Below are 15,128 nucleotides of genomic sequence, written 5' to 3'. Positions count from 1 at the left end.
GATCATTCCTCTGGCGCTGCGTGGTCACCACGCTGGATCGCACGCATGAAGTCGAGCTTCAACAGAAGCTTCTGCATACCTTCAATATTAAGACGCTCGGTATTATGCGAGTTATAATCTTCAGTACGGGAAATCTTGGTCTCGCCCTCCTCAACAAACTTCGCGTAATTAAGATCACGCAAGTCGGGCGGAACACGGAAATAGTCCCCCATATCTTCAGCACAGGCCATTTCTTCACGGCTAAGCAACGCTTCGTAAAGTTTCTCTCCGTGGCGGGTGCCAATAACCTGGATCGGATGCTCGGGTTTACCAACCAGTGCGGTGAGTGCCTGAGCCAAAACCTCCACTGTCGCCGCCGGCGCCTTCTGAACGAACAGATCACCATTGTTACCATGCTCGAACGCATAAAGCACAAGATCAACTGCGTCAGCCAATGTCATCATGAACCGGGTCATGTTCGGATCGGTCAGGGTCAGCGGCTTGTCGTTGCGAATCTGCTCGATGAACAGAGGAATTACTGAACCGCGGGAAGCCATGACATTACCATATCGGGTGCCACAGATGACCGTCTTTGATTCATCGACATTGCGCGACTTGGCAACCATCACCTTTTCCATCATTGCCTTCGAGATACCCATGGCATTGATCGGATACACCGCTTTGTCAGTACTCAAGCAAACGACACGCTTGACTTCGTTCTGTATAGCTGCCTCAAGCACATTTTCTGTACCGAGCACATTAGTTTTAACAGCCTCCAACGGGTGGAACTCGCAAGACGGAACTTGCTTGAGAGCAGCTGCATGGAAAATATAATCGACGCCGCGGGTCGCAACCAAGATACTCTGATAATCGCGCACGTCGCCAATATAAAACTTCAGTTTTTCACTGGCGTATCGCTTACGCATATCATCCTGCTTCTTCTCATCTCGACTGAAGATACGGATTTCACCAATATCAGTATCGAGGAAGCCTTTGAGCACGGCATTACCAAACGAACCAGTACCACCAGTGATCAGGAGGGTTTTTCCTTTAAAATTCATACTTCCTCGCATGCTGCAATAATATTTTGAGTCGCCAACTCTACTTTCATTTCATTCTCATAGTAGCGACGACCATTTGACGCGCAGTCGGACAAAAATACGCTATCTTGACGCATTTCTTCAAGCACTTGTCCCAGCGAGACAGGATCACCCGCCTCAACCCACCGACCTGCTTTCATTTCGTTGACCAGAATTGCGCCGAACTCAGTATACCGATCAATTGAAGCCAGCACAGGCAGCCCCACTTTGAGATAATCGATCGATTTCGATGGGAAGCTTGGCACAGCGTGCTCGCCCGCCAGGGACACGATACCAACATCGCATACCGCGATGATTTTCTCATACTCATCGCGTGGAACATAATTGATAAATCGAACATTGCTCATTTCTTCATCAACGGCGCGAGCGCGCAACCGCGGTAGCTCGGGGCCGCGGCCGATGAACACAAATTGGTATTCGGTTCGTCCCTTCATGCTGGCAGCAAGGTCGAGAATATTGTCCAAGCCCTGCACCACTGACATCGCACCGCCGTATACGGCCACAAAAGCATGCTCGTCAATCCCATACTTGGCGCGTAGGACTTTCTGCTCCGCAGCGCCCACCTCGACCAGAGGCAACTGCTTGGTCCAGAGCGGGAGCTGCCTCACCCGGCGGCAATCAACGGAGTAGTTTTTCTCAAGGAACTCTATACTTCCCTTGGTCATACAGCCAATAGCGTCAAACTTGTTGTACAGTCGGTTTTCCCATTTAACAAAAAAACTGAACAACCTAGCCCTGCCAGAACCCCACAGGTCACGCATATAGTAAGGAAAGAAGTCCCAGAGAATCAGGTATTTCTTCGCCCTGGGTCGTGTCATGAAAAAATCCAACAACCCCCAAATCACAATACAAGGCGTAGTCGCAAGAATCAGGTCAGCATCGAAAATCTTCCGCTTATAACGAAAACGCACAACCAACGAAAACAAGAAGATCTTCAGCATCGCACAAATAAAGTTTTTTCTATAGAAAAACTTCCACAGGCGACTGCGATAGACTTTGACGCCATTGAGCTCAACAACATCGCTATGGCCATCTTCATACTCCCAACTCAAAGCAAGGACAGAGACGCTTTTACCTTCACGAGAAAAGCATTCCGCCAGCTCGTTGGTTAACCAACCCTCACCAGCACCACAAGGATACTTGGTGGTCAACAATAGAACCTTATTCATTCAACACCCCGCCAAAGCCAACGTAACTCTTCATACAGCTCATCCGTCCTCTCCCCCCCCGTACTGAGCGATTCGATGTTTTCTGTAAATATGCTCTGATAGGGGAAATACACCATCGATATATTTGTCATGACAAATTTAGCATAAAGCGCGCCACTGAGACCCAGCACGACGATGCACAATAAAAACCTATTAATAACCCTCTTAAAATCGAATGCTTGAAGCACCCACGCCAAAAGGAAAAACACAAAAAAAGCTTGAAATCTAGACAAGAAAGTAGGGTAAGCCCAGAAAAAGAAACTTATACAAACTGCTAAATATGCGAGACCAAACTTCATTTTCTCGTGAGAATCGTAAAGGCCTGCTCGCACCAAAAAACGCCGACGGTAACAAGCAACAATGAATAGCGAGAGAAACAATGCAACAAATAGTAACTTATACGCCACACTGGCACTTGGAGTATCAAGATCACCATAAATTGCATACTTTTCGAAATAGGGCAATTTGACCAAAGCACTGACAACCACACTTGGCACACTAATGCCCAGCATATAACACAGCGCAAGCCCCCAAACACTGACAACGGCAACCCCATAGGCTGGCCCAAAAAAGCGAACGATAAAAAACGCAACTATAGCGAAAGCACTCGACGCATGAAACATTAAAGCGGCCACAAAAAAAATTACTGCCAAGAACACTCGACGATTCAGATAATAAATTGCACCACACAAAAACAATGACAGAGCCAAACCCTGCCGCATGAGTGAAAAAGAGTTGATTAAGTATAAATCAGGGATTGTGTAATAAACCGCCAACGCAAAAAGAGACAGTCCTCCAAAAAACTTTCGGATGAACAAAGCCGTGAAAAACACTTGCAATGCGCTCACAACACCCTGGAAAAAAGGAAATCCGCTCCCTATTTCCCGGAAAACATTCGCTAAAGCCCTGAAACCCAGTTCAAACTCATACTTGCCCTCCAGCACATCACCAAACAGATAAAACTCTTTGTAAGCAGGCCAGTCATATCCCGTTTCGTAGCGAGTCGCGGAAAATACGATTAATATCAATGCAAGTGCTTTGTATGTGAACCTCTCACATTGAGTATTCTCAGCACCGACGACCCAGATAAATAGCACTCCCGACCACATAGCCAAGAATACAAGACTATATACATCAAAAAAGCGGCTCGCCAGTTCCATCAGGATTCAGTCTTCGTTGTAAACATGCCGGACTTTACCGCCAAACCGATGATAAGGGATGCAAATACGGCGCATGCAACACCCACTACCAGCAGCCGCACCCCACCCGCCCAGTCCCTGATAATATACTGACACACCAACAGTGCGAATACACCCGCAAAAGCAAATCCTGCACGCCGGGCAAAACTAACCTGTAACTTTAGACAGGCCAGATAGAGCATCAGCGAAGTATCAAACAATGCCCTCAAGACCCAAGCATACGCGGCCCCAACCACACCGAAATCTAACGTGAGTTGCCACAGAAGAAGTAGGAACAGCGGTATTTCTAGCACCTGTAGTAACGCCACTGCTCGCGCACTTCCCGCCCCCTGAAGCAAGGTCAACGGTACATGCGCCATACAATTGACCAAGATTGCAAAAGCGAACACGACCAGGATCTGCTGCCCTTCCTGAGCAAACTCTGTACCCACCCAAAACTGCAGTAGCTCAAACGGAAATACCGCTAAAATCAGAGAAAAAGGGGCGATAACTAAGTAAATCAGCGCACTGGAAAAGTCAAACAAATGAATAGCGCCAGCATCTTTACCATCTGGTGTACGGCTTGAAAACAGCGGAAACAGCACCGCGGTCAAGGCACCTGGAAGAATCCAGAGCTTGGTTACCAGTTCGTTGGGGGTTACATAATATGCGACCGCTGATGCAGAGATAATCGTTCCCAGAACGAATCGATCTGCATATCCCATAACGGGACCTACTACGCTTGCAATGGACAGCCATCCTCCAGAAGTACACAAGAGCCCCACGTGCTCTTTCTCCCAACGCAATGCCCGATGTTCCTCTGCACCGACATCCTTGATCACGAACCACAGATAGGCGGCACACATCATCAACCGCCCCAGAACCAGTACAGCAGCGATCACGTCTAGCCGCGGCCCCACCAGGTAAGCAGCAACAACTGGTCCGACAAAGGTATAGACCCCCAAAGGCAGGCGAACGCAGTTGACCTTGGCAAACTCTTGGCGCGCTTCAAGGACTCCACGAAATCCCGATGCCATGATAATGAACGGTACCGAAACCGCCATAACATGAAATGCCATTTCGGTTTCAGTGACATCCGTGACCCCCTTGAAAAGACCAACGATGGCATCCGAAAAAAGGAACATTAAAAGTCCAAGCACGAGGCTGACAGCAAGCATCAGAAGATATGCCGTACCAATAACCCCACCTAGCTTGGATTGCTCGCCTCGGGCATCATGCATGGCAACCTGCTGTGTCAACGCACGCCCAAGTCCCAGATCAAAAATGCCAGCATAGCTGACGACCGCCCAGATCAGCGCCAGCAGACCAAACTTCTCTGCCCCAAGCAACTGGATCAGATAGGGTATCGAAAAGAACGCAACAATCATCGGGAGCCCGAGCCCACCTAGATTTAGAAGCGTTCCTTTTATGACCTGAATATTCGACGTCATACTGATCCTGTTACACCACTCACTGATTACGCCTCGATATGCTAACCGATCACGATGAACTGGAGGGTCCAGCCATCAGCCCAACGCGGGCGTCCGCAGGCAACTGACCTCAACAACACCGCGCTCATATCTTTTTACAGTGAGCCCTCTCAAGAAGCGCTGTCCTTTGAACCAACAGTAGACATCGGACCTTGAGAAATATCTTCTACCTTACGCCCCGCAGCAGAGAAGTGGCCAATCAATATCACCAAGGCCGCTACGAAGCCACCGAACAAGAAGCCCGCAGCAATGATCATGATTTTCTTCGGCTTGATGGGCCCTACGGGCTCAACAGCGGCGCGGTCGACAGAGGCCAGGGAAACCAAGTCCAGATTTTTATTGACACTCAATAAACGCGCCTTCTCCGAGCGAATGGCGTCGACATCTTTAATGAAGAGATCATCATTTTTCCGTTTCTCCAGAAGCTGAACGCGACGGTTTACAGTGAGCAATTGCAGCTCTCGATGAATCGCAGCCACACGAGGATCAGCGAAGTCATCCGACGCGCGCTTGAGCAATACTGCACGCTCTGCCTCCAGCGCATCACTGCCGAGGAAGTAGAGCGGCATCTGTTGATTACTGACAATCGTCTGGACTGAACCGACCGAATGTATGTTTTCCAGGCCGGTTGCGGCAGGCGTAGACGGTTTCTTCAAGCCCAAGCGGCTGGCTATGACAATCGCTTCGTCCAACGAGGCAATACGGCTCTCCCGCGCACTCTTCAACTGCACACGCAATGCCTTCAGCTCATCTTGCAACTGAGCGCGCGTAAGACTGTCCTGCTCCAGAAGACTAGCAATCTCGCTGCTTTTGCCGAGCTGATATGCTTCACGGGCAGCGGCGAATCGCTCGTCGAGGTCATTCTTCCTGTTCTCGATCAGCACTGACAAATCCGTCTGGAGATCCGCGCGTTCGGCAGCCATAGCATAAGCAACAAAACCATTCAGTATCTGCGCCCCGTTAGCACTACCTGAATACACCATGCGCACGCCAATGAAATTATTCAGCTGATCGTTTTTTCGTTGATCCGGTTGGACAATCGATAGAGCGTTATTGCTAAACTCCTGAAACGCCTGATCAGGGGTTTGGCCAACCCTTGAAAAAAGCGCTTGCAGCTCTGGCGTTGAGAAAAAATACCCACGACGGACGTCGTAAGACTCCAACGCTCGCCCCACCCGCCGCAGCGCTTGGTCTGGAGTCAGAGAATTTAGGTCAGCACGGTTGTAGGAGTCGAGTTCTTTGAGGGCAGCAGGGCGCAGAGTAGCGCTCACCTCGTAGACCGGCGTCATTAGTTGAGTGAAGCCAGCGGCAGCGACGGCTGCGATCACAGCTGCCGCTGCGATCTTGTACTTGCCTTTCAACAGTGCCCGCATAGCGGTATAAAGTTCAATTGGGCTTGAATTTTGCAACGAAGGAATGCGCAATACGCTGGTCACAACCGCAGCCTGTCCGAGAAAGTGAGAGAACCTCGCCTACCGCAGAAAAGCAAACCATGTCGTCAACATAATGCCGAACGCGCACCATCTGTCACTCCCTGTCGCCAGACGACCAAGGATGCCATTCTGCCACTTTCCAGAGAGCGTATCCAATAATTCTCCAAACCCCACCAAGCGCCTAGGGAAAAATCTTGATTGTCGACGATAGTGCACTGAGAGTACCCTCGAGCCCCTCACTGCACACCCACCGGCCCGTTTCGTGCATCAGGTTACTACGCCGATGCCACCTCAACACTTCTCGTCCCAACCTACTGATGCAAGACCCTACGCTTAATCCAGGCTTGGCGGCAGATGGCCACCCCCACACCCACTCCCGCGCCGAGCAATAAAGCGATCGCCAGAACGATGACAGATCTCGGCCCAGCTGGTCGATCTGGCAAAGCAAGATCCCCATCCTGCTGATACACTTCAACGGTTGAGGGATCGATTTTCAATGTACGGTAAAATCCTACCTCAATCTCCATCTTACGCAGGTCGTCGATGAAAGGATCATCAGATGCTCGAGCCTCGAGGCTTGAGATCTCCGCTTCAAGCGCATTGCTTCCACGCATGTAAGTGAGCGCGCCGCTCATTTGAGCAGTTAACTCTGCGGATATGATGGGAGGTTTCACCAATCCGACGGAGCGAGCAATCCTCAGCGCTTCCTTCAGGCGGGCAATGCGATCCTCTCGCTCTCGACGAGCCCCCTCCTGCTCCCCCGTGATTTGTTTCTGAAGATTATCAGCCTTGATGCTGGCGTCACTGAGCACATTACTCAGCAGCTCGTGTTTGGCCCTTTCACCAGCGAGCTTTGCATACGCCGTGACCCATTGCGCAGCGACCTCCGGATCTTCGCTCTTGGCAGTAATCAAATAGCGATCCGATTGATCCCTGCCACCCCTCACCACATCCACCGAAGCGTTCAGCTGCCGATAAAGGTCACTACGCAACCCCTTCTTCTGATCCTCCGGCAACGAAGGCAAATAGACATCCTTGAAAAACTGTCGTCGCAACGACTCAGACATTAAGTTTCGCACATAACTGATATAAACCTCTTTAACCGTAACTAAAGGAAGCTCAGCAGAACCACCACGACCGTAGTTAAATTGTGCGATATCATTCTGAGTGGGCGGAATTACGAATAAGTGCGCCTCATAGCGTTGTGGCGCAAAAAAAAGATAGATAGCACCGAAAACCAGACCCAAGACAGCAAACTTTAGAACCAGCAACCTCCCCTCTGAGATCGCACCAAGAATCTCCAAAAAGTCGATTCCCCCCGCCATATCCTGCCGCTCACGTGAAGCGCTCATATTATTTTATTAACCTCTGAAACAAGTGTATTTTAAGATTTCCCTATCACACCTCTCTGACCCATCCAAGCCTAGATCACGTTCAAACAATACCAATAGACGCACTCTTATGATGAAAGTTCCACACCTTCAGCAAAGAGAAAAAATCTAGCCAATACCGCCGATGCCACCCTCCGCAGATGATGGCATATATAAATCATCAGAACGCTGTACGAAAAGCATGGACTCAGAAGGGTAGGCTATAAACCAAGTAATAGCACAAAGCCACAAAACTGCCAGATTCGACCCGTCTACTGCAAATTATAAGCATCAATCAACAGAATCTTCCGTACGCTTTTCCTGCAATAGACACGGAAATCAGTCAAGGCCGCGAGAGCGCGTCACCTACACCGCGCCAAACAAACCTTGAGCGCGGGCCGGCCAAGGAGAAAAGAGCCGAGGGATCGAGATATACTCAAGCACATGAGTATTTCGAGGTTGCTTTCAACGCGTCATGGAGCAACATCAAGGCTTTTGGCCCAAAGCCTAGGATCTAATAATCATACCTTTCGCACGCAAGAGCGCAATCATTAGAGGCGAAATGCTCAACCCGGCAAGCAAGCCTAACAATACTGGCAACGCTAGGGGCACAGAAGGTGATTTCCAACCGAGCATGCGCAAAGATACAGGCTGTTGGTTTTCCAACACGAACACAAGCGCAGATAAAGCCACCAGCAATACAGCCACCAGCAATGCCACTCGTTTAAATAAAACCAAGGATCAACCCTCCCCTACGATGGAGCCTACCGCTGCCTCGTCCTCATTGACCCGATCCCGCAGCTCCTTCCCCGGCTTGAAATGCGGCACATACTTCCCTTCAAGACTCACCGACTGCCCAGTCTTGGGATTACGCCCAACCCGAGGCGCACGATAATGCAGGGAAAAACTGCCAAAGCCACGGATCTCGATGCGATCTCCGGTCGCCAGGCATTGGGACATCTGTTCAAGCATGGTCTTGATGGCCAACTCTACATCCTTGGATGAGAGCAACCCCTGATGGGTGACAATACGTTCGATCAGCTCCGACTTCGTCATATTTTTCCCTTCGTTATCAAGCAGCTAGATCATTGCTTAACCAGTTTGTAGCACGCTTGGAGGGATTTGAACAGGGTGCATCTTGACTTGATAAAAAAATTCAAGATCTGCACATGACACTAACCCTAGGCCACACCGGCAGGAACGCCGCAGCGGCATGGCTGTGGGGAAGGGAGAGAAATCAAAGGCATAAAAAAGGTTCTTCACGGAATCCTGGGAAAGACAGAAACAAAAACGCCGGTTTGAGGGATGATGTTAGCGCGAACAAACACATCCACAAACCGGCGTTCTTGTGCACGATATTAATACGTTTCTGCCCTTTTGGGAGGGCTTTTCTGTCACTGCGATCCGATCTGACGGCGACGACCTGCTGATCGACGTGATCCCACAGTCCACCAGATTTCCCACCTGCAGCGGCTGCAATCAGCCCAGCACCAGCATCCACGAATACTGCCAGCGCTCAATCCGTGACCTGCCCATCCTTGGCCGCGCGGTGCGGTTGAATGTGGAACTGCGGCGCGTCGGTTGCAGTACATGCGGCAAGCGAATGGAGTCAGTCTGTTGGCTTGACCGCTATTCGCGCATGACCAAGCGCTTGGCCGAAGCGGTGATCAAGTCTTGCCAAAGACTGCCCACCCTGCACGTTGCCGAGCTGTTTGGATTGCATTGGGACAGCGTGCGCTTGCTGGAGCGACGCGCGCTACAAGCTGCATTAGAGAAGCTGCCGAAGGCGCAGCCCAGGCGCTTGGTGATGGATGAGTTCGCCCTGTTCAAAGGGCATCGCTACGCCAGCGTGGTGCTGGATGCCGATACCCGCCGGGTGCTATGGATTGGCGAAGGCCGTAGTCGAGTTGCTGTCAGACCCTTTTTTGAAGAGCTGGGGCCGGAGGGCTGTGCGCGGATCGAAGCAGTGGCAATGGACATGAACACCGCATTTGACCTGGAGGTACGCCAACATTGCCCTCAGGCACGCGTGGTCTATGACCTGTTTCATGTGATCGCCAAATATGGTCGAGAGGTGATTGACCGAGTGCGAGTGGATGAGGCCAATCGCCTGCGGCATGACAAGCCTGCACGCAAGGTCATCAAGCAAGCACGGTGGCTCCTGCTGCGTAACCCTGAGAATCTCAAGCGCGAAGACCAGCAAGTGCGTCTGCAGGATCTGCTGGCCGCCAACCAGTCGTTGATGACGGTTTATCTGATGAAGGCCGAACTCAAAGTGCTCTGGTCGCCCACCACCGCCTGGGGCTGGCGGTCAGCCTGGAAGCAGTGGCTTCGCTTGGCTGATGAAAGCGCCATACCGGAGCTGAAGCAGTTTGCTAAACGCCTGAAGGGCTACTGGCGCGGCATCCTAAGCAGGGTGAGATGGCCCATGCACACCGGGCAGTTGGAAGGGATTAACAACCGGATCAAGGTCATCAAACGGATGGCCTACGGCTACCGGGACAGCGAATTCTTTTTCATGAAGATCAAGAATGACTTTCCCGGCAATCCGTGAGGAACCATAAAAAAGGGCGACCCGAGGGTCGCCCTTTTTTACCGATCAAACAGAACTCAGTTCTGCTTGGCCATTGCTTCGCGCAGCAGCGCAGCCATGGTGGTGTCGGCAGCAGCTTCCGGAGCGGTGTTTTTCAGGCTCTGGATTGCTTCGCGCTCTTCAGCGTCGTCCTTCGACTTGATGGACAGGCTGATGACGCGGGACTTGCGGTCAACGCTGATGATCTTGGCTTCGATCTCTTCGCCTTCCTTCAGGACGTTACGCGCGTCTTCAACGCGGTCACGGCTGATTTCGGAAGCTTTCAGAGTAGCTTCGATGTCGTCGGCCAGAGTGACGATGGCGCCCTTGGCGTCAACTTCCTTCACGATGCCCTTGACGATTGCACCCTTGTCGTTGACAGCAACGAAGTTGGAGAACGGATCGTCTTCCAGCTGCTTGATGCCCAGGGAGATGCGCTCGCGCTCTGGGTCAACCGACAGGATGACGGTTTCCAGCTCGTCGCCCTTCTTGAAACGACGCACGGCTTCTTCGCCGGTTTCGTTCCAGGAAATGTCGGACAGGTGAACCAGACCGTCGATGCCGCCGTCCAGGCCGATGAAGATACCGAAGTCGGTGATCGACTTGATGGTACCGGTGATCTTGTCACCCTTGTTGAACTGGCCGGAGAAGTCTTCCCATGGGTTGGATTTGCACTGCTTGATACCCAGGGAGATACGACGACGCTCTTCGTCGATGTCCAGAACCATGACTTCCACTTCGTCGCCAACCTGAACGACTTTCGACGGGTGAATGTTCTTGTTGGTCCAGTCCATTTCGGAAACGTGTACCAGGCCTTCGACACCCTCTTCCAGCTCGGCGAAGCAGCCGTAGTCGGTCAGGTTGGTGACGCGAGCGGTAACACGAGTACCTTCTGGGTAGCGGGAAGTGATAGCAACCCACGGATCTTCGCCCATCTGCTTCAGACCCAGCGAAACGCGGTTGCGCTCACGGTCGAACTTCAGAACGCGAACGTCGACTTCGTCACCAACGTTGACGATTTCCGACGGGTGCTTGATGCGCTTCCAGGCCATGTCGGTGATGTGCAGCAGGCCGTCGATGCCGCCCAGGTCCACGAAGGCGCCGTAGTCGGTGAGGTTCTTGACGATACCTTTGACCTGTTGGCCTTCCTGCAGGGTTTCCAGCAGGGCTTCGCGCTCGGCGCTGTTCTCGGCTTCCAGCACGCTGCGACGGGAAACGACAACGTTGTTGCGCTTCTGGTCCAGCTTGATGACCTTGAATTCCAGCTCTTTGCCTTCCAGGTGGGTGGTGTCGCGCACTGGGCGGACATCAACCAGGGAGCCCGGCAGGAACGCACGGATGCCGTTAACGTCGACAGTGAAGCCGCCCTTAACCTTACCGTTGATAACGCCCTTGACCACTTCTTCGGCAGCGAAAGCAGCTTCCAGAACAATCCAGCACTCGGCGCGCTTGGCTTTTTCACGGGACAGCTTGGTTTCGCCAAAGCCGTCTTCGACCGCGTCCAGCGCAACGTGAACTTCGTCACCGACCTTGATGGTCAGCTCGCCAGCTTCGTTGTAGAACTGCTCGAGCGGGATGACGCCCTCGGACTTCAGACCAGCGTGAACGGTAACCCAGTCGCCGTCGATGTCGACAACGATACCGGTGATGATTGCGCCCGGCTGAAGATTGAGGGTTTTCAGGCTTTCTTCAAAGAGTTCTGCAAAGCTTTCGCTCATTTTAATTCCTGTAAATTCGGGCGAGACAGACGCCCATCGCCACATTCCAGACAATGTGGGTTTCGTTTAAGTAAAGGAAAGCGGGCAGGACGTTGACTGGTGCCCCTGCCTGCTTTCCTGGCGATCAGAGCAGGTCGCGCAATGCGAGCTCGCTTCTGATCCGTTGCAGCACCTGCTCGATGGACAACTCGGTAGAGTCCAGCTGGATTGCATCGGCCGCCGGCTTGAGCGGGGCCACTGCGCGCTGGGTGTCGCGCTCATCGCGCGCACGAATCTCATCTAGCAGACTCGACAGACTAACATCTTCGCCTTTGCCCTTCAACTGCAGGTAACGGCGGCGGGCGCGTTCCTCGGCACTGGCGGTGAGAAACACCTTCAGTGGCGCATCGGGAAACACCACGGTCCCCATGTCGCGACCGTCGGCGATCAGCCCCGGCGCCTCACGGAAGGCACGCTGACGCTGCAGCAGTGCCTCGCGCACCGCTGGCAGAGAAGCGACCATCGAGGCACCCGCCCCTACCGTTTCGGTACGGATGACATTGCTGACATCCTCGCCCTCGAGAATGATCTGCTGCAGCTTGCCCGGCTCGGCAGCGATGAACTGCACGTCCAGATGAGCGGCAAGCGCCTTGAGCAACTCTTCGTTGGTCAGGTCGACACCATGGTTCGAGGCGTTGAACGCCAGCAGGCGATACAGCGCTCCGGAATCCAGCAGCCGCCAGCCAAGCTCGCGTGCCAGCAGGCCAGCGACCGTGCCCTTGCCCGAGCCGCTTGGCCCGTCGATGGTGATGACCGGCGCCTGCGAATTCACGACTTGCCCTCTTGCGCCACGCGAATGCCGACTTCGGCGCAAAGCGCCAGGAAGTTGGGGAAGGAGGTGGCGACGTTGGCGCAGTCGTGAATGCGGATCGGCGCACTGGCACGCAGCGAGGCAATGCTGAACGCCATGGAGATACGGTGATCACCGTGACCATGGACCTCACCGCCGCCGATCTGGCCGCCATCGATGATGATGCCGTCCGGGGTCGGCTCGCACTTGACACCCAGGGCGATCAGGCCATCGGCCATGACCTGGATACGGTCCGACTCCTTGACCCGCAGCTCCTCGGCACCACGCAGCACGGTGCGCCCCTCGGCGCAGGCGGCCGCGACGAACAGCACCGGGAATTCGTCGATGGCCAGCGGCACCAGGTCTTCCGGAATCTCGATACCCTTGAGCTTCGCCCCACGCACGCGCAGGTCGGCAACAGGCTCGCCGCCGACTTCACGCTGGTTCTCCAGGGTGATGTCGCCGCCCATCAGACGCAGGATGTCGATCACGCCGGTGCGGGTCGGGTTGATGCCGACGTGCTCCAGCACCAGCTCCGAACCTTCGGCGATGGACGCTGCGACCAGGAAGAAGGCCGAGGACGAGATATCGGCCGGCACTTCGATCCGAGTAGCGGTCAGCTTGCCGCCGGACTGCAGCGAAGCGACAGGGCCATTGCTCTGCACGCTGTAACCGAAGCCACGCAGCATGCGCTCGGTGTGATCGCGGGTCGGCGCCGGCTCGGTGACGGTGGTAGTGCCTTCGGCGTACAGGCCGGCCAGCAGCAGGCAGGACTTAACCTGGGCACTGGCCATCGGCAGGGTGTAGTTCAGCGCCTTGAGCTTCTGGCCACCGCGAATGGTCAGCGGAGGACGCCCCTCGGGGCCGGTCTCGACCACGGCTCCCATTTCGCGCAACGGATTGGCCACGCGGTTCATCGGGCGCTTGGACAGCGAAGCGTCACCGGTCATGGTCACATCGAACGGCTGTGCGGCCAGCAGGCCCGACAGCAGGCGCATCGAGGTCCCGGAGTTACCCAGGTAGATCGGGCCAGGTGGCGGCTTCAGGCCGTGCAGGCCGACACCATGGATGGTGACGCGGCCGTGGTGCGGCCCCTCGATGACCACACCCATGTCGCGGAAGGCTTGCAAGGTCGCCAGGGCATCTTCGCCCTCGAGGAAGCCTTCGACTTCAGTGGTGCCCTCGGCCAGCGAGCCGAGCATGATCGAGCGGTGGGAAATCGATTTGTCGCCCGGTACGCGAATCCGTCCGGACACGCGGCCACCAGGTTGGGCCAGGAAGATCAGGTCGTTGGCGTTCATAGCGTCCACATAGGCCCGGCGGGCCAGGATTTTACTGAAATGCTCGCGGGCGACCCGAGCGCGGGTGAATACACCCAGCAACTGGTGCCCGTCCCCTGCATCGACCGCGTCGCGCAAGGCGTCGAGATCGCTGCGAAATGTATCCAGCGTGCGCAGGACAGCGTCGCGGTTAGCGAGGAAGATGTCATGCCACATGATCGGGTCGCTGCCGGCGATTCTCGTGAAATCGCGGAACCCTCCCGCAGCGTACCGGAAGATGTCGAGGTTTTCATTGCGTTTGGCCAGCGAATCCACCAGGCCGAACGCCAGCAGGTGCGGAAGGTGGCTGGTGGCCGCCAGGACTTCGTCATGACGCTCGACCGGCATGTGCTCGACGTCGGCCTCCAGCGCGCGCCACAGGCGATCGACTAGGGCCAGGGCTGCCGGGTCGGTCTCGGCGAGCGGCGTGAGGATCACCTTGTGACGACGGAACAGCGCGGCATTGGAAGCTTCCACCCCGCTCTGCTCGGAACCCGCGATCGGATGACCAGGCACGAAACGCGCCAGACGCTCGCCGAACACGGCCCGCGCAGCACGCACCACATTGCCCTTGGCACTGCCGACATCGGTGATCACCGCAGCCCCCAGGTCGAGCGACGCCAGGCGAGCCAGAACCTTTTCCATGGCCAGGATCGGCACCGCCAGCTGGATCACGTCAGCCCCGACACAGGCAACGGCCAGATCCTCTTCGCAGCGATCGACCACACCAAGAGCGACAGCCTGCTTGCGCGACTGGGCATCCAGGTCGACACCGACCACTTCACGGCACAGCCCGCTTTCACGCAGGCCTTTGGCGAAGGAACCACCGATCAGGCCCAGGCCGACGACGACCAGGCGATTGATGAGCGGTGCGGGTTTGTTTACAGCATTAACCACGAGTGCGAACCCTGTTCAGAACAGCAACATGTGCC

General features: G+C 54.4%; 11 protein-coding genes. 1 reads left to right on the top strand and 10 read right to left on the bottom strand.

Annotated elements, in window-relative coordinates:
• Window positions 1-2: 2 nt before the first annotated feature.
• The 7 genes from ACPZMI_RS19765 to ihfB form a co-directional block, all read right to left on the bottom strand.
• Entirely contained in the window at window positions 3-1,040 is a 1,038-nt protein-coding gene (locus tag ACPZMI_RS19765) for a polysaccharide biosynthesis protein (RefSeq protein ID WP_426352885.1), read from the bottom strand.
• Window positions 1,037-2,248 carry a glycosyltransferase family 4 protein gene (locus tag ACPZMI_RS19760; RefSeq protein ID WP_426352884.1) on the bottom strand — a complete coding sequence of 404 codons (1,212 nt, stop codon included), beginning with the start codon at window positions 2,246-2,248 and terminating at the stop codon, window positions 1,037-1,039. Before ACPZMI_RS19760 ends, ACPZMI_RS19765 begins: the two co-directional genes overlap by 4 nt.
• Window positions 2,245-3,447, bottom strand: a complete 1,203-nt coding sequence (locus ACPZMI_RS19755; protein WP_426352883.1) for an EpsG family protein — start codon at window positions 3,445-3,447, stop codon at window positions 2,245-2,247. Before ACPZMI_RS19755 ends, ACPZMI_RS19760 begins: the two co-directional genes overlap by 4 nt.
• A complete protein-coding gene (locus ACPZMI_RS19750; RefSeq protein ID WP_426352882.1) occupies window positions 3,447-4,916 on the bottom strand; it encodes a flippase in 1,470 nt (489 codons plus the stop codon). The genes ACPZMI_RS19755 and ACPZMI_RS19750 overlap by 1 nt, the downstream gene beginning before the upstream one ends.
• 149 nt (window positions 4,917-5,065) lie before the next feature.
• Entirely contained in the window at window positions 5,066-6,391 is a 1,326-nt protein-coding gene (locus ACPZMI_RS19745) for a chain-length determining protein (RefSeq protein WP_426352881.1), read from the bottom strand.
• Window positions 6,392-6,699: 308 nt separating this feature from the next.
• Window positions 6,700-7,740 (bottom strand): Wzz/FepE/Etk N-terminal domain-containing protein, encoded by a 1,041-nt coding sequence (locus ACPZMI_RS19740; RefSeq protein WP_426352880.1) that lies wholly within the window; start codon window positions 7,738-7,740, stop codon window positions 6,700-6,702.
• Window positions 7,741-8,499: 759 nt separating this feature from the next.
• A complete protein-coding gene (ihfB, locus tag ACPZMI_RS19735; RefSeq protein ID WP_426352879.1) occupies window positions 8,500-8,814 on the bottom strand; it encodes an integration host factor subunit beta in 315 nt (104 codons plus the stop codon).
• Window positions 8,815-9,106: 292 nt separating this feature from the next.
• Between ihfB and ACPZMI_RS19730 the strand changes: the two genes are divergently transcribed.
• Window positions 9,107-10,312: an ISL3 family transposase gene (locus ACPZMI_RS19730; RefSeq protein ID WP_426352878.1), complete on the top strand. Its 1,206-nt coding sequence runs from the start codon at window positions 9,107-9,109 to the stop codon at window positions 10,310-10,312.
• Window positions 10,313-10,368: 56 nt separating this feature from the next.
• Here the strand turns inward: ACPZMI_RS19730 and rpsA are convergent, their stop codons facing one another.
• The 3 genes from rpsA to ACPZMI_RS19715 form a co-directional block, all read right to left on the bottom strand.
• Window positions 10,369-12,048 carry a 30S ribosomal protein S1 gene (rpsA, locus tag ACPZMI_RS19725; protein ID WP_054893880.1) on the bottom strand — a complete coding sequence of 560 codons (1,680 nt, stop codon included), beginning with the start codon at window positions 12,046-12,048 and terminating at the stop codon, window positions 10,369-10,371.
• Between the two features lie 124 nt (window positions 12,049-12,172).
• Window positions 12,173-12,859 carry a (d)CMP kinase gene (gene cmk, locus ACPZMI_RS19720; RefSeq protein WP_054893879.1) on the bottom strand — a complete coding sequence of 229 codons (687 nt, stop codon included), beginning with the start codon at window positions 12,857-12,859 and terminating at the stop codon, window positions 12,173-12,175.
• Complete coding sequence (locus ACPZMI_RS19715; protein WP_186719037.1) at window positions 12,856-15,093, bottom strand: bifunctional prephenate dehydrogenase/3-phosphoshikimate 1-carboxyvinyltransferase; 2,238 nt, start codon at window positions 15,091-15,093, stop codon at window positions 12,856-12,858. The genes cmk and ACPZMI_RS19715 overlap by 4 nt, the downstream gene beginning before the upstream one ends.
• Between the last annotated feature and the right edge of the window lie 35 nt (window positions 15,094-15,128).

It is taken from the genome of Pseudomonas wayambapalatensis (assembly GCF_049942315.1).
Classification (GTDB): Bacteria; Pseudomonadota; Gammaproteobacteria; order Pseudomonadales; family Pseudomonadaceae; genus Aquipseudomonas; species Aquipseudomonas wayambapalatensis.
This window is presented reverse-complemented; position numbering and strand designations above follow the sequence as displayed.